The organism is Paenibacillus sp. tmac-D7 (assembly GCF_006519665.1).
GTDB lineage: Bacteria > Bacillota > Bacilli > Paenibacillales > NBRC-103111 > Paenibacillus_G > Paenibacillus_G validus.
In genome coordinates this window covers 36151-57265 of sequence record NZ_VIDW01000013.1, presented here as the reverse complement: position 1 = coordinate 57265, position 21115 = coordinate 36151, and the positions used below count along the sequence as shown (strand labels likewise).

Below are 21115 nucleotides of genomic sequence, written 5' to 3'. Positions count from 1 at the left end.
AGCTCACCATCCTGTCTCAAAATGTCCGTTACCGCCTAGCTGCCTTTCGATTATTGGCGGCGGCGGGTTTCCGAACGCGAGTCGTTTTCCCGGCCCTATTTTTATTCGGGTTGAAGACGCCGGCGGGCTTCTTCGTTTGGCTTGTTTTTTGTTTCTGTTTGGGTGCGAGCTTCAGGGCCTGCTTCGAGCGGTCAGGTTTCGTCCGGCGTTTGGGCGGTGTTACGCGTACGGCCGGTTTAAGCAGGGAGGCGCTTTTTTGGACGCTTCGTTTCTTTGCAGCTTGCTTTTTCAGTACGCTTTTTTTCGCTGCAGACCTTTTCTGGGAGCTGGCCGGCTTCCTTCTGCGTTTCGCAGCCGGTTGGGCCTTCGCGTCTTGAGCAACCGGTAGAGCCTTTGCGTCTTGTGCAGCCGGTTGGGCCTTCGTGTCCCGAGCAAACGGTAGGACCTTCACGTCTTGACGAGCCGGTCGGGTCTTCGTATTTCGCTTTGGCGGCAGGGCCTTCGCGTTTCGACGTTGCGATTTGTCCTTCGCGGTACGTCGAGGACGCGACGCTGCGATTCGTCGAGCCGGTTGACCTGTTTCGATAAGAGGCAAAACGGCGACCGGCTCCATCGGGCTGATAGGAATGATATTTGGCTGGGTCGTAACCGGTTCGACCATGGCAGCGGGCGGGAGCAGTTCCGGCATGGGAAGCTCTTGGCCTTCCAGCACGCGCTCTGTCCGTTCGACAGGCAGCAGCACAGCCGCTTCCTGCTCCGGATAATGGCCAGGGACGTAATTCGCTTTGTCCTGCTCCAGCTCGGCCAGCGCCTGCCATTTGGTGCTCTCGGCAATCAGAACCCGGTCCAAAATGCCGTTCAATTCCGTCTCCATGAATAGGGTCGGCTGATAAACGATTTCTTTTACATGTTTATAAAATTCATTCGGAAACGCCATATCAAGCCACAGCAGCTCGAAGGTTTCACGGTCGATCGGATTGGCTTGATGGTAAGCTTCAATCATGCCGCGAATCCAGGTTAAATCCCACACTCCCATATCATCCATCGTGCTGGTGATCAGCTTGCGCAAATCGCGGATCGGCAGGTCATACGCCACGCCGTCCAAGTCGATAATCCAAATCCCGCCAGGACCCATCTGCCCGTTTGACCAACCGTAATCCTGGTGGGCCAAGCCCCAATGGGGATCGCCCATGGCTGCCATCCGGGGATAGGACGACAGTTTAAACTTCTCATAAATCTCCCGGGCCTGCCGGTCGTAATCGTCAACGATTGACAACAACCGGGAGCTGGCGGACAGTTCCGGGTACGCTTGGGCGATATCTCGAAACCAGCCGATTTTGGCAATAATTTTCTCGTAATATTTCGGCCATCTCGGCAGCCGGGTCGAACGCGCAGCGCCGAACGGCGGAATGTAGCCCTGCGACAGTTTGTGGAATTCGCCAAGCCCTGTGCATAGCTGGGCTGCGCCTTCCAAATCGATTTTGGACGCCTGAACGAGCGACTCGATCCACTCCGTGACGATCCACAGCTTACCGCCGGCCTCTACATAAAGCCGATCATCCTTCGTCCGAATCAAGGACGGAACCCGTGCCCCCTGATTCACCAAGTACTCCTGTGAGCCGACGCTGAACAGGCTCCGTTTCGGTTCGCGGTGGAGCACCTTAATACTGCGCGGACCACGATCGGTATTCATTTTCCAGATAGCGCCGCCTTTGTCAGGCTTCGAAGTGACAAGCGTCATATCCGAGACCTTCATCTCGTAAAGCTCGGCGACTTTCCAAGCGATCGCTTCCAGCTCGGGCGGAACATATTGTTCCAAGACAATCCCCGGGTCAACTGTACCTTCCAGATGGTCCCATGGACCGATTCTGTACTCTTCCAACGTCATCACTCCATCATCAAGTTCAGCGATTCGACATGTATTCACGACAAATCGGAAATTCGGGCATCTTTCCTCGATTTGAGCATGTGCGCGTACACGTCGATCAGCTTATCCGTAGTTTGTGAAATATGGAAACGGTCGATCACGAACGACCTTCCGGACCGCACGTTCCGGACGATGTCCGTCCGATCTTCATGCAGCGCTTTTCTCACGTGTTCCGTCAATAAGGTTTGCGTTAAGGGGAGATCGGCGTCATGATCGCCGAACCAACAGTTCCATATCTGTTCGTACCGCTGCGGTTTCACGAGACCGCAAAAGCCTTTGCTGCCTACGGCAATAAGCGGGCGCTCGCATGACATGGCCTCCAGCGAGATTCTTCCCGTTCCGATGACACAATCACTAATGGAATAATAGGCGTTCATATTCAAAATCTCGCCGGCATAGTGAATGAACGGGGATTGCGTTTGTTCGTTTTTGCTTTCGACGATCTGTTGGATTTCGTCTTGTTTCTTACCGCCGCCCACGATAAGCAGCTGCAGGTCGGGGTAGTCGGTTTGCTTCATCAGAGTCAAAGCATGAATGGTTTCTTCGCAAATGTCCGCTTTTTCCCACGACAGGCGGCTTGCATACATGACGACCGGGGCTTGCTGCGGAAGCCCTAATTTACGCCTGAGATAAGAGCGGTAAGCGGTGTCCAGGGGATGGTACTCCGATGGGTCGACGCCGTTCGGAACGACAAAGGCCTGGATCCCCGCGTTCTGAAGCATGCGCAAGACGGCGGGACTGACACAGGTTACGGTCGCGCTTCTTCTTAGAACGCTTAAAAATGCGGGATCATAGTAAGTGCCGTGGACCGTAAACAGGAACGGCACCCGCAGCGTTCGAGCCGCCTCCAGGGCTACGATCCCGGAGGGAACTTGATGGGCATGGACGAGATCGATCTTCTCCGTTCGAATAATCGATTGAAGCATGGCCATGTGGGCGCTGCGATTGGCCTCATCCCGCTCGTAGTCGTCCCCGACGAAATCAATCTCGTATACCGGGCAGCCGAGCCCCAGGAATGGCTCCAGCAGCTTTCCTTTTTTGGCGGCGATCAAGACGGAGGCTCCTTTTCGAAGCAGTTCTCTCGTTAGAGACAGCGTATAGGTTTCCGTCCCGCCGATATTCAACTGATCGAGTACCATCAGAACCTGAAGGGGGGGAGCGGGGAATTCCAGCCCGGATCTGGGAAGAATCAAACGGAGCGGGCCCGCCTTAGCCCGCCGTTTTCGGATTCCGGCATATGACTTCGGACTCGTGCTTTCGTTGTACGCCGTTCTTTTTTTGAGCGGAATTACGGATTTTTTAGGTAACGCGCGTCTGCTTTTTTTCAAGACTTCACCTCCAATCAGGATGGGGCGTACCTATACTCATGCATATGTCTCATGGATTGGGAATGATAGGTGCATTCGTGGATAGGCTGTAAAATTTTATTAAATACGCATATATCCTATTAAAATTTTGCAGAAGGCGAATATAGTGTAGTACCAATAAGTTTGGCAGTGGTTATGAGGTGAAGCATTTGGGGTCACCTATTCCAAGTCAAGGAGTGAACGCTATGGAAAGCTCCCAACCTTCTAAACCGTTCGACGACGCGCTGCTGGAGTTCGTATGCGAGCGATTCCAATTGGGCAGATTCATCCGATTTGACGGTATGCTGGGCGGTTCATTCAATGTGAACATGAAAATGACAACGTCCGACGGAACCTTTGCGGTCCGGGTGCTGAACCGCTCTGCCGCTCCGGAGCATTTGGGGCATGTCCGGCAGGCAATTGCGCTTCTGCGTGCGAACGGCATTCCCGCTGCGTGCCCGTTGACGGCGGTGGGAGGCGATCCGTTTATCCGATATAAGGAAAAACTGGTACAGGTGACTCCGTTCGTAAGCGCGGATTCGTTTCAATGCAGAGAAGCGCAGGTTTTTGAGAGCGCCCGCATGTTAAGAGCGTTTCACGAATCGCTTGTCCAAGTTCCGGCAGGCCCCCGTCCTTCGTGGTCGTTCTATGCCGATGCGGCCTATTATACGGAAGCGCTTGAGCGGATGCGCAGCTTGTCCGGTATACCGGCGGATGAACGGGCCGAGGCCGAGAAGCTGACCCGGCGGGTGCTGGATCAGTGGGGGGATGCCGCAAGCGGCTTGCCTTGCACGACGCTTCACAGCGATTGGCATTTTTGGAATCAGTGTTATGCGGAAGACCGCGTTTGCCTCGTGATGGATTTTGATTTTATGCAGCATGGACAGCGTGTTCAAGACATCGCCTATGCGCTGTGGGTCATTAACTTGCTGCTTCCCGAGCATGCGGATACGTTTGATCGTTGTTTTCTCCGGGGCTACGGGAAGTTGACCGAGGAGGAAGCAGCCATTATGCCCATCGCGGCAGCCAGAGTCAGCTTGTTCTTCTTGTGCCATGCCGCCAATGCCTCGAGCCCGGCGCAAAGCTGGCGTAAACATTATCGCAAACAGCTGCCGTTCATCCGATCGATGCTGGCGGAAGGCGGGCAGCGGGTGGTGCGGTTGGCCCAGGAAAGTCAACTCTGATTGGCCGGAGTAGCGCGAGAAGCGGCAGGCGATCATGCCCGAATGCGCTCAGTCACAAAACGTCCAAAAAGACAACGAAAAATAGCCCGGTTGAGTCATTCTTCCAAGCAGCGGTTTACGATATATTACGAATGGAAATACTGATCGTTGTAACCAGGGAAGGGGATAATTTGGAAATGAAAAAGCTGCCATTCACGTTTGGACTCGTCCTGCTTTTATCTCTCTTGTTGTCGGGCTTAGCAAGCGCTCACGTGACCGTGGAACCGAAAGAAACGACACAGGGAAGCTATGAGAAATTCACTGTCCGCGTACCGTCGGAAAAAAACGAACCGACCGTAAAGGTTGAAGTGAAATTTCCGCTGGACGCGGTAACCGTTTCCCGCTTCGAGCCGAAGCCCGGCTGGAAGTACGAGCTGACCAAAGAAGGCGATAAAATCAGCGGCGTCATCTGGACGGCAACCGGAGAAGGCCTTGGACCAACGGAATTCGGCGAATTTTACATGCAGGGCAAAGTCGCCGATACGGCTACCGCGATTACGTGGAAGGCGTATCAGACTTATAAAGACGGCAGCGTAGTCGAATGGGTCGGCGCCGAAGGTTCGGACAAGCCGGCTTCCGTGACGAAGGTGAATGCGAAGCCGGCAGGTGCGGCAGCCGATAGCCACGGACATACCGCAGCGCCGTCAGCGGGCGATTCGCCAGCCGCAGCTTCGACTGACGGGGCATCGAACACGCCGCTTTACTTATCGATCGCAGCCGTTGTGCTGAGCGCAGCGTCTCTGCTTGTTTCACTGGTGCGCAAGAAATAAGCCAACTTCCGATTCGCGGTAAGCCTGCTTCTTCCTTCCGGGAGAAGCAGGCTTTTTGCGTTGTCGGCAGAACGGCGGCGCTTTCTCCTGCGGCATCCGCGCATTCCCCTACAACCCATTCTTATACGGTCCGTCAGATCGGCCGATACCGCTCCGCTTCACCGGATCGCGGCTCCACGGATTCCGCCTGCTGCCTGCTTCGGCAAGCGTGGAGAAACCGGCCGAATATCCGTTCATAATATTGCAATCGTCGGGGGATGCTGGAAGTAGGCAATCGATCAGCCCCATCTCACTTCTGTTCAGGAGGAATAAATTCACATGTTTAACCGATTACGAACGAAGAAAACAACACTGCTGCTTACGATCGCTCTGCTGCTTAGCTTTGCCGTCTCAGGAACGGTGTTCGCCTTCGGCAAAGGCGCCCAAGGACCAGATGTTTACGCTGTGCAAGGGATGTTGAAGTCGCTCGGTTATTTCTCCGGCTCCATATCGGGTTATTACGGACCCGTCACGGAGAACGGGGTCAAGAGGTTCCAGAAGGCGTACGGCCTTCCGGTAACGGGGGCGGTCGACGATAAGACGCTGCAATCGATCCTATGGGCTTACGGTAATTTGAAAATTCCGAAGAAGCCTGCGCCCGCTCCGACGCCAACGCCAACCCCGGCTCCGGCTCCGAATCCGCAGCCGCCAAGCGACAACAAGCTTAGCGCGGAGGAGCAGCAGATGATCGACTTGGTCAATGGCGCGCGTACCCAGGCCGGCTTGCCGGCGTTGACTGTCGATCCGCAGTTGTCCCATGTGGCGAAGTTGAAAAGTCAGGATATGGTGGATAAAAATTATTTTTCCCACCAGTCCCCGACGTATGGCTCGCCCTTCGATATGATGAAGCAGTTCGGCATCAGCTACCGCAACGCCGCCGAGAATATCGCCTGCAACAAAGGGGTAGAGGCCGCACACCAAGCGCTGATGAATTCGTCCGGACACCGCGCCAACATATTGAGTAACGATTTCACGCACATCGGCGTCGGCATCGTCGACGGCGGTCCGTGCGGCAAAATGTTCACACAGATGTTTATCTCTAAATAACCAAACCAGAGCAAGCTCCAGCAAAGCACAAACTTTGCGGGAGCTTGTTTGTTGTTATAAACTAATAAAAAAAACGGAGGTTTGAACGAGATGAAAGCAACGGTCTGGAAAGAATTTAAAGAGTTTGCCATGAAGGGCAATATGATTGATTTGGCGATCGGGGTTATTGTCGGCGGCGCCTTCGGCAAGGTGGTCACGTCCATCGTCAACGATTTGGTTATGCCCCCGATCGGCCTGCTGCTGGGCCGTGTAAAATTCCAGGACTTGTTCATCAGTCTGGACGGCCGGTCTTTCGCTACGCTGGAAGATGCCAAGAAAGCGTCGGCGCCGACGTTAAACTACGGCTTGTTTATCAGCACAATGCTTGATTTTCTGATCATTTCGTTCGTCATCTTCATTGCCGTGAAGCAATTGAACCGACTGCGCAAGAAGGAGGAGGCAAAGCCCGATCCGAAAGCCGGCTTGCAGGAATGCCCGGAATGTTTATCCGAGATCCCGAAGAAAGCGATTCGCTGCAAATATTGCTCGGCTATCGTGAAAGCGCAAGCGAACGGACAAGCCTGATCCATAGCGGCACTTCAGTAGATCCATTCCATGTTGGGTATCTTAAGATGTAACCATAACCGTATGCCGGAAAACCGTACCCTGGCGGATTCCCCGCCAATAGCTGCGATGCCTCATCGTCTCGCCCATTTTTGGACGGTTGCCGCACCAGTATACGTGATCCTTCATAAACTGAATCTGACTGTATCCCTAGACCTTGTATTGATACAAAAACCCGGGCAAGGAGGGGTGACATTTGAAGGGCAGCGATCACAAAAGTAAATTTTTACTCACCAATCGCGAACGCGAAGTATTTGAACTGCTGGTGCAGGACAAAACGACGAAAGATATCGCGCAGCAGCTGTTTATCAGTGAGAAAACCGTACGCAACCATATCTCCAACGTCATGCAGAAATTAAATGTAAAAGGGCGTTCGCAAGCGGTTGTCGAGCTGATTAAGCTTGGGGAGCTGCAGATCTGAGGAAATCCAATGGACCTAACAAAGTCTTCTTTTTACGGTTCTTCTTTGCGGAGAATCGTAAGACGAGGGCTTTTTGGTTTGTGGAGGAGAGAAAAACTTGCCCTTTGCGTTTGAGTGTGGTATGATTACTTTAATCATATATTTGAAACCTTGATTCACATATTGCAAAGGGTTATCATTTGTGCGATGGTACCTTTTTCAATGTGTGAATTTTTTATTTGTTTCCAAAAATAAAAAGTACATGTTAAATAAAAATTTGGAGGTCATATTATGCAAACAGGTACAGTGAAATGGTTTAATGCTGAAAAAGGTTTTGGTTTTATCGAAGTGGAAGGCGGCAACGACGTGTTCGTGCATTTCAGTGCAATCACAGGCGATGGTTTCAAATCGTTAGATGAAGGTCAACGTGTTGAATTCAATGTCGTACAAGGAAATCGCGGTCCGCAAGCCGAAAATGTTGTAAAGCTGTAAACCCAAAGCAAGCTGCCCTAACAAATATGGAGGGCAGCTTTTCTTTTGGATCATAAGGAGGGGTTCATCATGTATTTTCGGAAAAAATTGTTAGAGGATATCCCTACGGAAAATACGATGATTTGGTCATGTGAAAATGAAGACTGTAAGGGTTGGATTCGTGACAACTTTGCCTTTGAATGTCAGCCGATTTGCCGACAGTGTCTTGCTCCGATGGTAAGCAGCATGAAGATACTGCCGTTGCTCTTAAACTCGAACATCGACTTTAAATCACTTAAAAAAGGTGTGCAGATTTCTTAGCTGTCGCCCCCCTAATCAAGCCTTCTTTTTACGTTTCCTCTATAAGAGGGATCGTGAGATGAAGGCTTTTTGGTTGTTGGGGAAAAGAAAAAACGCGATTCATCGAGTAAAAAGCATGAAATAAAAGACCGCATGATATGTAAGCGGTATCACGCGTCGTTTTATCAAAACGATGTCTAATATCTTGATTTCATCTGTTTTACAGCTTTTTTGAATAAGCGTATGATACAACTCATGAAAACAAAATAACGTTTCTAATTCTAATTCGCTTAATTTCCCTTTGGGAAAGCGGGGGAACCAAACTCGAGCTTTGCTTATTGGTGTGAGAGCCAAAAATCAAAGTTTGAAGGGGTGAATCCTTGGACACAAACATCGGTAGTGTTTTTGTCCGAGGTAGGGTGCAACTCTCACCACCCGAATCCGTCAGCTAACCTCGTAAGCGTTGTGTGGAGGAGATGGGGAAACTGTGATCGTCTAACGTGACCACAGGGGAAGCGCCTCTGTGGCTTTTTATTGCCAAAAACCGGGATATCAAAAATGAAATGCGTCTTTATCGCTGAGTCCTTTAGGGGATCGGGGGAACCATTCGGTAATGGGCAAGGTTGTTACACCGCTTATTACTTTGGGGTGAATTTCTAAAGCAATCCCGTACATTTGTACATTTGCTTAGAATAGGGCGACTCTTACGTCCGAATCCGTCAGCTAACCTCGTAAGCGTAAAAAGAGAGGCGATTTTGTCGTGCGAAAGATACGGTTTTTTTGCCGTACCCAGGAAGCCGCGAGAAGAGTCCTCTTCTGTCAGGCTTCTTTTTTTATGTCTCTTTAGGATTTGAAGATGTACAACCGTTTGTGACTTTAGGAGTTGATATTTAATGTGGATAAAAACACAGCAACATCGGGTAAAATATCCAAATCATGAAGCAGAGAATCGGCTTCAAAAGGGGGAAGCATTCAAGATGATGTCTGCTTTGAAACGGTTCTTAATCGGTCGTCCTTTGAAATCCGAAGAACTCGCGGAAGAGAAGTTGAGCAAATTTAAGGCTCTTGCCGTATTATCATCGGATGCACTGTCTTCTGTTGCTTACGGCACGGAACAAATATTGCTGGTTTTAATGACAGTAGGTTTTGTGGCATTATGGTATTCCATTCCGATTTCCATTGCTGTATTAGGGTTATTAACGATTTTAATTCTTTCCTATCGCCAAACCATATATGCTTATCCGACGGGGGGCGGGGCATACATCGTATCGAAGGAGAATCTGGGGGTGCCTGTCGGTTTATTAGCAGGGGGATCCTTATTAGTTGATTATATTTTAACTGTGGCTGTTAGTATTTCTGCTGGAACCGATGCGATCACATCCGCTTTCCCTGGCCTTCACGACCATCGTGTTCTCATTGCTATTGTGATGATTGCTTTTTTGACCATCATGAATTTACGGGGAATCACGGAATCGGCTTCTATCCTTGCTTATCCGGTTTACCTGTTTGTCACTCTAATTGTGCTTCTTATCCTGAGCGGGTTATATAAATATGCTGCAGGCGGTGTTTCTGCAGCGCCCCAAACTCATGATATGGCAATCTCGGGAATTAGTTTATTTATACTCCTTAAGGCTTTCAGTTCCGGCTGTTCCGCATTGACCGGGGTTGAGGCCGTATCTAATGCAATACCTAACTTCAAGGCACCGGCGGAGAAAAATGCGGCAAGAACCCTGATGATGATGGGACTTATTTTAGGCAGCTTATTTATGGGGATTAGTTTTCTAGCCTATACCTATGGCATTACACCGAGACCTGAAGAAACCGTCGTTTCCCAAATCGCCGCTTCCACGTTTGGCCGGGGGCCCATGTATTATGCCATACAAGCTTCTACGGCTTTGATCTTATTTCTCGCTGCGAATACAGCCTATGCCGCATTTCCGCTGCTTGCCTACATGATGGCAAAAGACAAATTTATGCCCCGTATGTTTACCGCCAGAGGGGATCGACTCGGGTTTTCAAACGGGATCATCGTACTCGGTGTTTTATCGGCTATTTTAATTGTTATTGCTCAGGGACATACGGAAGGCCTGATTCCTTTGTATGCTTTAGGCGTGTTTATTCCGTTTACCTTGTCCCAAACAGGAATGATGCGCCGCTGGTGGAAAATGAAACCGAAGGGTTGGGCTATCAGCTTTTTAATCAATACAATCGGAATGATCACAACGTTCTCCATCTGCTTAATCTTTTTGATTACAAAATTTTCACAAGTATGGATCATATTCCTTTTCCTTCCGGTTGTTATCTATTTCTTTATTCGTATCCACAAGCATTACCTGAATATGGCTAATGAACTGCGGATTGATCCGATAGCAGAGACGCCAGTGACCAAAGGAAATGTGATCGTTGTCCCGGTGGCAGGGGTTAATCGGGTCGTTTTAAATACGATCGGGTATGCCAAGTCGATATCAGAGAACATTATTGCCGTTTATGTTGCTTTTGACGACGATGATGCACAGAAGATGGAGAAAAAATGGGAGGAGTGGAATTCAGGCGTTCGGCTTGTTATTTTAAAATCCAGTTATCGGAGCATACTGAGACCTTTAATTAAATTTATCGATACAATTGAATGGAAAACCAGCGAGACGGATTATGTAACGGTGATGATTCCGCAATTTATTACAAGGAGTTGGTGGCACAATTTTCTGCATAATCAATCCAGTATATTAATTCGTGCCTATTGATTAAATCGAAAAGACGTTACGATTTCGACTGTACCTTTTCATTTGAAGCATTAATTAGAGCTGCTGCGTTCAGACCAAAATCCACGAATGGAGGCACCTGATGTTGAATTTATTTAAGCTGGCGAATCTTCATCCTGATATTGAAGCTGTTCACGAGGTCGTCCAGGCTTTAAAGGCTCGCATTGATGGTAAAGAAGTCGGAATTAAAATCCTGAAGAATGAAGCCGGTCATTACTTTTATGAACTAAGTCATTATTATAGAGGAGCGGATAATGCCAACCCGTACGTTTCAACGGACAATCGGTTTGCTTCAGTCGAAGAGGCGGCACGGGGAGCGCTCCGGTCGGCAACGATGTTTTACCGGAGCACCGATGAGGGTGGAACTTGGTTGAAGAACGAATCCTTTTATCCGTAATATCAAGCGAAGATTTTTGTGCCGGCGGCCCCCTGCCCCGCACGAATCTGAAGCAGGACCTCCGCAATTGCGAAGGTCCTGCTTCAGATTACGCTCCAGTTAAATCATCGGGTAAATCCGCTCCAACAAAGCTTTGATCTCATGATGATTCTTTCTTGCTGCCGGCTGTCACATACGCGTTGCGTCCGGCCCCGAGGCCCACGGACAGCAGCAGAAGACTGGCCGCCACAGTGATTAACAACGGAATTGCCCAAGTGTTGGTCACGTCATGAAGAAACCCGAACAGGACGGGGCCGAACGCGGCAAGCAAATATCCGACGGACTGCGCCATCCCCGACAGCTCGGCGGCTTGACGCGCATTCTGCGTGCGAAGCCCGAAGAAAGCAAGCGCCAAACTGATGCTTGAACCTACTGCAATCCCAATACAAATAATCCAAAGCCAGATCAGCGAGGTATTCCCGCTAAGCAATCCGAGGTATCCAATAAGGTGAAAGAGCACCGTTACGATTACAATGCCTCTTTGGTTGGAACTGCGCCCGGCGAGAATCGGAACGATGAATGAAACCGGCAGGCTTACAAACTGCATGGCGGATAGCATCCATCCGGCGGCTGAGACGCTCATCCCCCGGCTATGCAGAATTTCGGGCAGCCATGCCGCATTAATGTAAAAAAGCCACGACTGCAAGCCCATGAACAAGGTGACCTGCCATGCCAGGGAGGAGCGCCAGATGGAGCCGCCGCCGCCCGCAGTTGACGCTGCCTGGCGGGAACGAAGCTGCGGCAGCCAGAAGAGCGCGGCCAATCCGCCTAAGACAGCCCAGCTTGCGAGAGACCCCCGCCAGCCAAGTCCTGCCCCCACCGAAAGGGGGACGCTGATACCCGAAGCCAGTGCGCCAAAGACGTTCATCGAAACCGAGTACGCACCGGTCATGAATCCTACATGCTCGGGAAAATCCCGTTTAACAAGGCCCGGCAGCAGCACGTTTCCGATCGCAATGGCAAGACCGATGATGATTGTACCCATGAATAGCGTGACGACCGAAGCATAGGACCTTAGAAGAATCCCGACAATTAGCACGATCATGCTTAGGAAAAGCGTCATTTCCATCCCGATTTTGCGTGAAATTTTAGGGGCAACCGGGGAGAGCGCGGCAAAGGCCAGTAACGGCAAAGCGGTTAGCATGCCGGTTACCGTATTCGATAAATGAGTCTCTAAACGAATCGCATCTACCAAGGGGCCTAATCCTGTGATGGCGGCCCGAAGATTTGCGGCGACCAGCAATATCCCCAGGATTAACCACACGGTCTTCATCCGGGAACGCACGTAATGTCCGCTAGAGTCATACTTCAGAAGCATATTCCTAGACACCTGCTTTCTAGTCTGACAAATTACACATTCTATAATCATATCAAAAAAAATAGAGAAAAACATCATAGGTCTGGTCAATCGGGAGAAAATTTGCGGGCGCATGAGGAGGACTCTTTGGTTGGCGAGTGCGAAAATGATATAATTAATAGAATATGGCATTGAAAACTGATGAGATGATGGAGCAGATCACATGCAAACAAACACGACAGCTGCCCCCAAGGACGATACGTTCATACAGGGGGTAAAGGATTGTATTCCTACTTTGCTCGGGTACTTAAGCATCGGGTTCGCCGCAGGCGTCGTGGAGAAGACCGCAGGCTTAAGCTTAGCGGAAATCGCTCTTCTGTCCTTGCTGCTTTATGCGGGTTCCGCACAATTTATTTTTGCCGGGATGATCACGGCCAGTTATTCCGTTACCGCCATGATCTTTACGATTTTTTTTGTGAATCTCCGCCATATTTTGCTAAGCGCGGCCTTATCGCCTTATTTTCGACATCTCTCTCCGATGAAAAATATTGGGATAGGTTCCCTGCTAACCGATGAGACGTTCGGAGTGGCATTAACCCGGGCAGCCGGCAAGGAGCGGATCAGTGAAAGATGGATGCACGGTCTTAACGTGACAGCATACTTGAACTGGTTTGTCGCGAATATGGCCGGCGCGTATTTTGGACAATGGATTACAAATCCGGAGAGGTATGGTCTTGATTTTGCTTTGCCGGCGATGTTTATAGGACTTCTTGTACTGCAAATGGCAAGCCGCGGTCAAATCATGAAAGACGTTGTTGTCGCAATCAGCGCGATCTTCATTATCGTGGGAATGAGCATGATTTCATCCGGAAGCTTAGGTGTTATCGTGGCTACCGTTCTAGCTTCAACCATAGGATTGGTGATGGATAAATGGAAATAAGATGGCACATCGTATTCATTATTATCGGAGCGGCTATTGTAACCTTCATTCCGAGAATTCTTCCCCTTGTAGCGCTTAGCCGTATTCAATTGCCAAGCTGGGCATTGCAGTGGTTGAAGCATGTTCCGATTGCTATTATGGCTGCGTTGATTGGACAGGAACTGTTCGCACCGCAAGGGGAGGCTTCGTTTTTTATAAATAAAGCGGAGTTAGTAGCCGCCTTGCTTACTTTTACGGCAGCCATGATCACACGCAGCCTGCTGGGGACGGTCCTCATTGGCATTCTGAGCATGTTCGCACTGCGTTTATTTATTTAGGGCACAGCCGGAATCCTTGATATGAAGGCGAATCTCAGGTACTTTTAGCTATCTTTCGACAATAAGATTTGTTATGATTAGGTACAAAGTGCGACAGCTGCTTCTGCAGCGAAGTAGTCGTTCAGCCCAGCCAAATAGCCTTCTCTTCGCGCATCCCGTCCGGACTGTGCAAAGCAGAAGGCTTTTGTGAGCGCGAATTACATGGTTTCAATGAACTTCTCCAGCTCATTCGCTAAGGAGAACAAGTTTGCCCGGTTCTCGAACTCGGCGCGCGTGACCGGGAGAGGCAGCTGCTTGTGGTATTCGCGGATCGCTCTCAGCTTCTCATGGTACGAGGCGAGGTCTTGCCCCGCTTGAAGGTCACGGCCGAGCTCGTCGATCAAGCGTCCGATGCGCACGCCTTGCTCGAGGGTGGTGTCCAGCATCGAGACGAGCGTCAGCATGCGTTCGAGTATTTGATACTGCCGCTGCTTTTGTTCGAAGTAGTACAGAAACGGATTATCCTTCCGCATCATGTTGTTTTCCACTTCGAGAATGGCCAAATTTTTGCCTTTATCGAGCAGCTTGGCGAGCGTGAGCAGCTCTTTGCCGTCCCACAGCCCGTAACCTTCGACTAAATATTTAGCGAATTGGCCGAGGATGGCGGACATGTTGGCATGAATCTCTTCTTTGTATTGTGAAATTTGTTTATCAATGCCCGGCATATACAAATTGACGATAAGCGCCACGCCGAGGCCGATTGCGATGATGGCCAACTCATTGAGCACGAAGGACGTGTTAAGCGCGCCGTTCATATAGATGTGCATGATGATGACGGAGCTGCTGGCGATGCCGCCTTGAATTTTGAACCTGACGCAAACCGGAATGAACAGCATGTACAGCAGAATGAAAATTAACGGATGACGCCCGAAAAAGTGAAACATGAAGCCGGACATCGCCATTCCTGCGAGGCAGGCGAGGAGCCGTTCCCAGACGGCTGTGAACGACTGTTTTCTTGTTTTTTGAATGCACAGCAGCGCCAAAATCCCGGCCGACGTATAAGACGACAAGTGCAGCGATTGTGCGATCAATATAGCGATGCTGACGCCAACCGCCGTTTTGATCGTGCGAAATCCGATGGTCATGCCAACCCCTCCCCGAAAATCCTGACCGCTATAAAGTCATATATATGTAATAATATATAACATATACGCGGGGAGTCGCTCTACAGATTTGTCGAAAATATGAAAATAACAAAAATTACACTTCCACAGTCAGCCGTTAATATTTGAATCGGCCACAGTTTTTATTTTATGATGGGAGTAGCTGCAATTCGCTGTCTGTCTGGATGTATGCGTTCGGCCGCTCGTTCGACGCTTTTTTGTCTAAGAAGCTAGTGAATCGACCGGGGTACTCTAGCGGAACGAGAGGGAGAGATTCACTTTTTTCGTGAAAAAACGAATCAATTCGGGGATAAGCTGAATGTTTAGGTCTTAAAACGTGTATAATGGAGTCATATCAACCTATTTTTGCCATTTTGATTCGAAAGGCATGACGGCTTCTTAATAACGAACCCGCAAAGGAGGAATTTAGCTTTGGATCAAATCTCATCTTTATCTGAATTGTTGGCTGTACAAAAAACGTCGTCGTTCATCGAAATTCCGGGAACGCTCTCCCGAACGTTCGGTCAAACGACGTTGTCCACTACGCTGCCGATGAGCAAGCTGTTCGCGATTTACGAAGTGGATCTCGAAGTACAGCGCTCCATCGTTCCGCTTAATTTATCCCGGATGATGGACTATATCATGTTGTATCTGGACCACGGCCAAGGCATTTATTTTCCGGGGATCATCCTGTCTGCCCGAGGAGCCGGGGAATATGATCCGGCATCCGGTGTATACCGCCTGCAAGCGATCGAGAAGCTCTATGTCGTGGATGGGCAGCACCGGTTGGCCGCTTTCCGCCGTTTGATGGAAACGCTGCAAAGCGCGATGGCGCGCGCCAAAGACCGCCGGGAGTACGACCGGATGGAAGAAATCGGCAAGAAGCTTAGCAAACTGTACACCTTCCCGATGTCGACGATGATTTATTTGGACATCAACGCCAGACAGGAGCGTCAGCTGTTCTCCGACATCAACAAGCTTCCGCGTAAAATCGGGGGCAATCTGGCTGTGCTTCGCGAACAGCGCCGTTTCTACCACGTCCTCGCCACGCGTCTGGTGGAGGAATCGCCGATCATGAAGCGTATTCCGGTGGATATGTTCACGGAGCGGGGCAAGGGACCGGAGTTTTTGTTCTCGTACCATTTGCTGATCGAAATCTTGATCGGATTGTTCGAGGGCAGGCTGAAATCGGCTTCGCGGGGCAATGGCTACTACTTTGAGGATCATGAAATCGAAAGCCAGATGAAAGTGGCGGAGCATTATTTCGAAGGCATGCTGCGACACTTGCCGGAGCCGGAGAAGGGCGAGCTGTGCTGGTCGGAGAACCTGCAGATCGCACTGGCGATGTTCTTCCACGGGGAAGCGACGAAAAGCGGCACGTTTAACAAATATGCGCTTGATTATGCGCTTCACATTTTGCCGCACTTGGATTGGAACGCGATTTATTCCGGAGACGAGAAAGACCGGCTGCCTAGACGTTCGCGCATTATGAAAGCTTTCCAATACGTGAAAGGTTTTTATGAGGAGCACCACTTGTTCCTGATTCGCGAATCGGACATGGCAGATGAGATGGAGGACGAGAAGGAAGCTAAGGAGGATGTCGGTTAATGGACGGCTTGCGTTTGAAAATGACAATTCATCCGTTTTGCGACCGTTTCGGTCTCGCGACGGTTCCGATCCAGGTTCAGGATCTGTTAAATTACACGACGATCGACCCGATGGTGCAGCGTAAGCTGAGCGGGGGCCAGCGTCGGAAAATCGCCAATTACTTGCAGGAGCGGGAGCTCGATCGCGTCTTCTTCGGACCGGTGACGCTGTCGCTGCGCGATGTGGCCAGTTTAGCCAAGACGGAAGAAGGATTAAGCTTGCGCCCGGGTTCGAAGCTGAGCATTCTCGACGGTCAGCACCGGATTTTGGCGCTCGGTTACGTGAATGAGCAAATGCTGAAAGAGTCTCGACGGCTGGAACGCAAATTGTCCGGTCTGAAGGTCAAGGTTCGCAGAAATCCGGAGGACACGGAAGCCGCGACCGAGCTGGAACTGCTGGAAGGTCAGATCGAGCAGCTGGAACGCCGCAGACTGGAATTGATGGAGAGCGAGCTGGCGGTGCAAATTTACATCGGACTGAGTGAAGAAGAGGAGAAGCAGCTGTTCGGCGACATCAACTCGAAGGTGCAGCTCGTAAGCAAGGAGCTCGGTCATTCGTTCGATTCGATCGACCCGCTCAACCTCGTCATTCAGCAGGTCCTCGAGCACAACATGTTCCTGAAGGGGGCCGGGGTGGAGCGTCGGGCGAACTTAACGGCGTACAACAAAAACTTTACGTCGTTCAGCTGGCTGTACTCGACGGCGACGATGCTGTTTACCGGCAAAATGCAGCCGTCTTACGAGCTGGCGCGCAAAATCAAAAAAGATCCGACCCTGTATATCGAAATTTTGCATCAGTTCTACAGTACGCTGCTTCCGCTTATGCCGGAGCAGCCGGGCTTGCCGCAATACAGCTCGTCGGCGCGCGCCATGCAGGAGAGCATCGCCTTGTTTGCACACCGGTACTTATTCACAGACGGTCAATATACGAAAAATTGGACGACATGTCTGCGCATCTTCGAAGGCTTCGATTGGACGCAGGAGAACGAACTTTTGATCGAACGATTCGGTCTGCTCGATAACGGCAAGCTGAATTTGATTCACGAGAAATCGCTTCGCAAGCACGGACGATTGGTTCAACTGTTCCAAGAGCTGTACGGCGAACCGTCATCGGAAGACGAAGCAACGGCATAATGCCGCATATGGATGCAGCCTGTGCGTCTGCATCCGGGCATGAACGTTATGAGCTCTGCTCCTCGAACGCGAGGGGCAGAGCTTTTTGGTTTATGAAACGCGCGGATCGGTCGCATTTTGTGGATAAGAGCCGGGCAGCGCCGCCGCTCTGTGCCGGGCCTTTAGGTAAAAGGCTCGGGCCGCCTGCCTATACAACGCTCAGCCGGTTGATGACCATCAGGGCGGCTCCGGCGGCAAGCGCGTCATCGCCGAGCGAGCCTTGGCTGAAGACGACTTGATATTTCGGATAATAATAGGTGCGCTGAATCGCTGCGCGTGTCGCGATGTGGAAAAATCCGGGGTGGCTGCCAATGACCGCGCCTCCCAGAATAACCTTCTCCGGGTGCAAAATGTTCAGCAAATTGGACAGGCCGATGCCGAAATAAGTCGCTGCCTGGGTAAACAGCTCTACCGTTAGCGGATCGTTCTCCTGCAGCGCCTGCTGCAGGTGGGCGAATTGAATGAGATCGGGGTCCCGTTCCATTCGCTGCAGCGCGCTGTCGCGTCCTTGCTTCAGGCGTGAGCGCGCCTGCTGTTCGAGCGCGGGGATGGAAACATAAGATTCCAGCGCGCCGTAGTTTCCTTGCCCCCAGAGCCGGGGACCGTCCGTCTGGATGATCATCTGACCGATCGAGCCCTCCATGTCGACGGCGCCGTAGACGACATGACCGCCGGTCATCATTGCCGAGCGCAATCCGACCCCGACATGCACGTAGAGCAAGTGGCGGTAGTCGCGTCCGCGGTCGGACCATGATTCCCCGATGAGCGCGGTGTTCGCTCCGTTGTCCAGCATGACGGGGAAGCCGAGCCGCTGCTCCAGAAACTCGGTCACGTGCACTTGGGTCCAGCCGGGGGCCGGGAAGTGAAGCGGGTCCAGCAGAACGCCGGATTCCCGGTCGAGCGGTCCGACCGCGCCGATCCCCATGCCGAGCACCCGGTCCCCGGTCAGACCGCGCTTAAGCAGCATCGCTTCCGCTTCCGCCGCAATTTCTTCCAGAAGTACCTGCGGCGTCGTCTGTTCGGTCATGACCCAGCGTTTCGCTTCGAGCCGGTTCATTTGCATGTCGAAGAGCATCAGCTTGGAGTAGATGCGGGATATATCCAGTCCGAACACATAGGCATAATCGGAATTAATCGTATACAAGATTGGCCTGCGCCCGCCGGTCGACTCGCCGAAGCCGGCTTCGGCAATAAACCCTTGGTTCGTCAGTTCTTCCAGCGTACGGGTCAACGTGCTGCCGGTCAGGCCGCTTTTTTCCAACAGCTCGATTTTCGAGACGACGCCGTGCTTGCGGATATGCTCATAAATTTCTTTCGATTTCCGCCCGTTGATCATTTGTTCGATTCGTGTACGGTTCACGTATATTCCTCCATGGGTTGGAGACCTGTTTTACAGAAAATCATTATACTACAGGCCCTTCCGGTTAACCATAGCTTTTACAAACACGATTCTGGTAAAATAGGGCGTAGTCTGTGTAAGCGAAGAAGGAGTAGAAGAGTCCTATGTCGGAATGGTACAAAAAAAGTTTCGGAGACGACTATTTAATCGTATACAAACACCGCGATATGAAAGGGGCTTACGAGGAAGTCCGGCGCATGATGGAATGGCTGGAGCTGCCGGAAGGATCGGAAGTGCTCGATTTATGCTGCGGTATGGGTCGTCATTCAATGGCCTTGACCGGTTTCGGTTTCAAGGTCACAGGCGTCGATTTGTCGGAAGTGCTGCTAGGGGAAGCCCGCAAGCTGGACAAGAAGGGCGAAGTGCGCTGGGTCCACGGCGATATGCGGCAAGTTCCGCTCGAAGGCCCCTTCGACGCGGTCGTGAACTTGTTCACGTCGTTCGGTTATTTCGACAACGATGCCGAACATGAGCGCGTGTTGAAGGAAATTTGGAGGCTGCTTCGTCCCGGCGGACGGTTTATCGTCGATTTCCTCAACCCGGAATACGTGAGGGCCCATTTGGTGCCGCATTCCGTGCGGACGGAAGACGGGCTTCGCATCGAAGAAACGCGCCGAATCGAGAACGGTTACGTATGCAAGACGATCAGGCTGGTGGAAGAAAACGCCCAGACATCAGACGAGGCGCGCGTCTACGAGGAACGGGTGAAGCTGATCGACCTCGACACGTTCCTGGATCTGTTGTGCCGTGCGGGCTTGAAAGTCGACGCCGTATACGGCGGTTACGACGCCTCGCCTTACGAGTCAGAATCGGCAAAACGGATGATCTTTGTAGGCAGGAGGGGTGAAGGAGATGAGTAGCCGCGTTCCGGTTCCGGGGCAACCGGCTGTCTTGACGAAGCATGGCGACGTCGTGCAGGTGAAAGTTCCGCTCCCGTTTCCTTTGCGCTGGGTGAACGCTTATTTGCTGCCCGGCCCCTCAGGCTGGACCTTGATCGATCCGGGCCTTCGAACGACGGCCGCCGAAGAGGTCTGGACCTCGGCGCTTGCGGAGCTGGGCGTATCTTTTCGGCACATCGACCGCATCGTGCTGACGCATCACCATCCGGACCATTACGGGCTTGCCGGCTGGTTCCAGGAGCGCACGAACGCGCAGGTGTTCCTGTCGCAACCGGGCTTGGAGCAGGTGCGCCTGCTTTGGGGCGAGGGCGCGCCGATGACGGAGCGGCTGCTTGCGCTGTTTCGGCGGCATGGGCTGCCGGCCGAGCTCGAGGCGCCGATGCGCGAGCATATGGACGGCTTCATGCCGGCTGTGTCGCCACAGCCCGAGGTGACCGTGTTGTCCGGGGGCGAGGAGATGCGGCTAGGGGAGCGGACTTACACGTCGATACTCACGCCGGGGCATGCCGCCGGGCACCTTTGCTTTTATCAGGCGGAGACGAAAGAAATGTTTTGCGGCGATCATGTGCTGCCGCAAATTTCGCCGAACGTCAGCTACTTGCCGGGCGGCATCGACGAGAACCCGCTCGCCAGTTATTTGGAAAGCTTGCGCACGATTAGCCGCTTTGAGGTTCGCCTTGCGTATCCGGGGCATCGCGAGCCGTTCGGACGGCTGGCTGCGCGGGCAACCGAGCTGATCGCGCATCACGCCGAGCGCCTGGAGGCGATGCAGGCTTGCTTGACGGAGCCAGCAACGGCTTATGCGGTATGCCGGGCGACGTTCGGCGAAGCGCTCAGCTTGCACCAGCTGCGGTTCGCGCTATCGGAAACGATCGCGCATCTGATTTATTTGCGGGAAACGGAGCGGGCTGGCGTTGAAGAGCAGGGCGGCATCGTATTTTTCGGGCACAATTGAACAGGCAGGTAAACGCGCTGGAAGCA

Annotated in this window: 20 protein-coding genes and 2 riboswitches; of the genes, 15 read left to right on the top strand and 5 right to left on the bottom strand. The window is 51.7% G+C overall.

All coding sequences use genetic code 11. The features are described 5' to 3' along the window. Positions 1-28: 28 nt before the first annotated feature. Positions 29-1882, bottom strand: a complete 1854-nt coding sequence (locus FKP33_RS11455) for a CotS family spore coat protein (protein ID WP_141335093.1) — start codon at positions 1880-1882, stop codon at positions 29-31. Positions 1883-1923: 41 nt separating this feature from the next. After that, positions 1924-3255 (bottom strand): glycosyltransferase, encoded by a 1332-nt coding sequence (locus FKP33_RS11450; protein WP_141335091.1) that lies wholly within the window; start codon positions 3253-3255, stop codon positions 1924-1926. A 224-nt stretch (positions 3256-3479) separates the two neighbouring features. On the opposite strand from FKP33_RS11450, the gene FKP33_RS11445 reads away from it, so the two are divergent. The 9 genes from FKP33_RS11445 to FKP33_RS11405 all read left to right on the top strand — a co-directional run bounded on the left by FKP33_RS11445 (position 3480) and on the right by FKP33_RS11405 (position 11282). Then, positions 3480-4457 (top strand): phosphotransferase, encoded by a 978-nt coding sequence (locus FKP33_RS11445; protein WP_141335089.1) that lies wholly within the window; start codon positions 3480-3482, stop codon positions 4455-4457. Between the two features lie 176 nt (positions 4458-4633). Beyond that, positions 4634-5266 carry a YcnI family copper-binding membrane protein gene (locus FKP33_RS11440; RefSeq protein ID WP_141335128.1) on the top strand — a complete coding sequence of 211 codons (633 nt, stop codon included), beginning with the start codon at positions 4634-4636 and terminating at the stop codon, positions 5264-5266. A 318-nt stretch (positions 5267-5584) separates the two neighbouring features. Beyond that, positions 5585-6352 carry a peptidoglycan-binding protein gene (locus tag FKP33_RS11435; protein WP_054800184.1) on the top strand — a complete coding sequence of 256 codons (768 nt, stop codon included), beginning with the start codon at positions 5585-5587 and terminating at the stop codon, positions 6350-6352. A gap of 90 nt (positions 6353-6442) precedes the next feature. Next, positions 6443-6916, top strand: a complete 474-nt coding sequence (mscL, locus tag FKP33_RS11430) for a large-conductance mechanosensitive channel protein MscL (RefSeq protein WP_141335087.1) — start codon at positions 6443-6445, stop codon at positions 6914-6916. Between the two features lie 235 nt (positions 6917-7151). Beyond that, the gene (locus tag FKP33_RS11425; RefSeq protein WP_010493958.1) at positions 7152-7376 is read left to right on the top strand and encodes a helix-turn-helix domain-containing protein; all 225 of its coding nucleotides are present in this window, start codon (positions 7152-7154) and stop codon (positions 7374-7376) included. A 270-nt stretch (positions 7377-7646) separates the two neighbouring features. Continuing rightward, positions 7647-7847, top strand: coding sequence for a cold-shock protein (locus FKP33_RS11420; RefSeq protein WP_054796919.1), 201 nt, complete (start codon positions 7647-7649; stop codon positions 7845-7847). A gap of 69 nt (positions 7848-7916) precedes the next feature. Next, positions 7917-8147, top strand: a complete 231-nt coding sequence (locus tag FKP33_RS11415; protein ID WP_127607732.1) for a cold-shock protein — start codon at positions 7917-7919, stop codon at positions 8145-8147. A gap of 256 nt (positions 8148-8403) precedes the next feature. Continuing rightward, positions 8404-8604: riboswitch (cyclic di-AMP (ydaO/yuaA leader) on the top strand. Between the two features lie 87 nt (positions 8605-8691). Further along, positions 8692-8880: riboswitch (cyclic di-AMP (ydaO/yuaA leader) on the top strand. A 223-nt stretch (positions 8881-9103) separates the two neighbouring features. Beyond that, a complete protein-coding gene (locus FKP33_RS11410) occupies positions 9104-10867 on the top strand; it encodes an APC family permease (protein WP_141335126.1) in 1764 nt (587 codons plus the stop codon). Positions 10868-10967: 100 nt separating this feature from the next. Further along, positions 10968-11282, top strand: a complete 315-nt coding sequence (locus tag FKP33_RS11405; RefSeq protein WP_141335085.1) for a hypothetical protein — start codon at positions 10968-10970, stop codon at positions 11280-11282. A gap of 139 nt (positions 11283-11421) precedes the next feature. Here FKP33_RS11405 and FKP33_RS11400 read toward each other — a convergent pair whose 3' ends face one another. Beyond that, entirely contained in the window at positions 11422-12639 is a 1218-nt protein-coding gene (locus FKP33_RS11400; protein ID WP_127607736.1) for a CynX/NimT family MFS transporter, read from the bottom strand. Positions 12640-12841: 202 nt separating this feature from the next. On the opposite strand from FKP33_RS11400, the gene FKP33_RS11395 reads away from it, so the two are divergent. After that, positions 12842-13558, top strand: a complete 717-nt coding sequence (locus FKP33_RS11395) for an AzlC family ABC transporter permease (protein ID WP_127607738.1) — start codon at positions 12842-12844, stop codon at positions 13556-13558. Then, positions 13549-13875, top strand: coding sequence for an AzlD domain-containing protein (locus tag FKP33_RS11390; RefSeq protein ID WP_127607740.1), 327 nt, complete (start codon positions 13549-13551; stop codon positions 13873-13875). The genes FKP33_RS11395 and FKP33_RS11390 overlap by 10 nt, the downstream gene beginning before the upstream one ends. Positions 13876-14072: 197 nt before the next feature. Here the strand turns inward: FKP33_RS11390 and FKP33_RS11385 are convergent, their stop codons facing one another. Beyond that, complete coding sequence (locus FKP33_RS11385; protein ID WP_127607742.1) at positions 14073-14999, bottom strand: aromatic acid exporter family protein; 927 nt, start codon at positions 14997-14999, stop codon at positions 14073-14075. A gap of 450 nt (positions 15000-15449) precedes the next feature. Between FKP33_RS11385 and FKP33_RS11380 the strand changes: the two genes are divergently transcribed. Continuing rightward, the gene (locus FKP33_RS11380; RefSeq protein WP_141335083.1) at positions 15450-16625 is read left to right on the top strand and encodes a DGQHR domain-containing protein; all 1176 of its coding nucleotides are present in this window, start codon (positions 15450-15452) and stop codon (positions 16623-16625) included. Then, complete coding sequence (locus FKP33_RS11375) at positions 16625-17797, top strand: DNA sulfur modification protein DndB (protein ID WP_127607745.1); 1173 nt, start codon at positions 16625-16627, stop codon at positions 17795-17797. Before FKP33_RS11380 ends, FKP33_RS11375 begins: the two co-directional genes overlap by 1 nt. 187 nt (positions 17798-17984) lie before the next feature. Here FKP33_RS11375 and FKP33_RS11370 read toward each other — a convergent pair whose 3' ends face one another. Continuing rightward, a complete protein-coding gene (locus tag FKP33_RS11370; RefSeq protein WP_127607844.1) occupies positions 17985-19172 on the bottom strand; it encodes an ROK family transcriptional regulator in 1188 nt (395 codons plus the stop codon). A 167-nt stretch (positions 19173-19339) separates the two neighbouring features. Between FKP33_RS11370 and FKP33_RS11365 the strand changes: the two genes are divergently transcribed. After that, a complete protein-coding gene (locus FKP33_RS11365) occupies positions 19340-20095 on the top strand; it encodes a class I SAM-dependent methyltransferase (protein ID WP_127607747.1) in 756 nt (251 codons plus the stop codon). After that, the gene (locus tag FKP33_RS11360) at positions 20088-21089 is read left to right on the top strand and encodes an MBL fold metallo-hydrolase (RefSeq protein WP_141335081.1); all 1002 of its coding nucleotides are present in this window, start codon (positions 20088-20090) and stop codon (positions 21087-21089) included. Before FKP33_RS11365 ends, FKP33_RS11360 begins: the two co-directional genes overlap by 8 nt. Positions 21090-21115 lie beyond the last annotated feature (26 nt).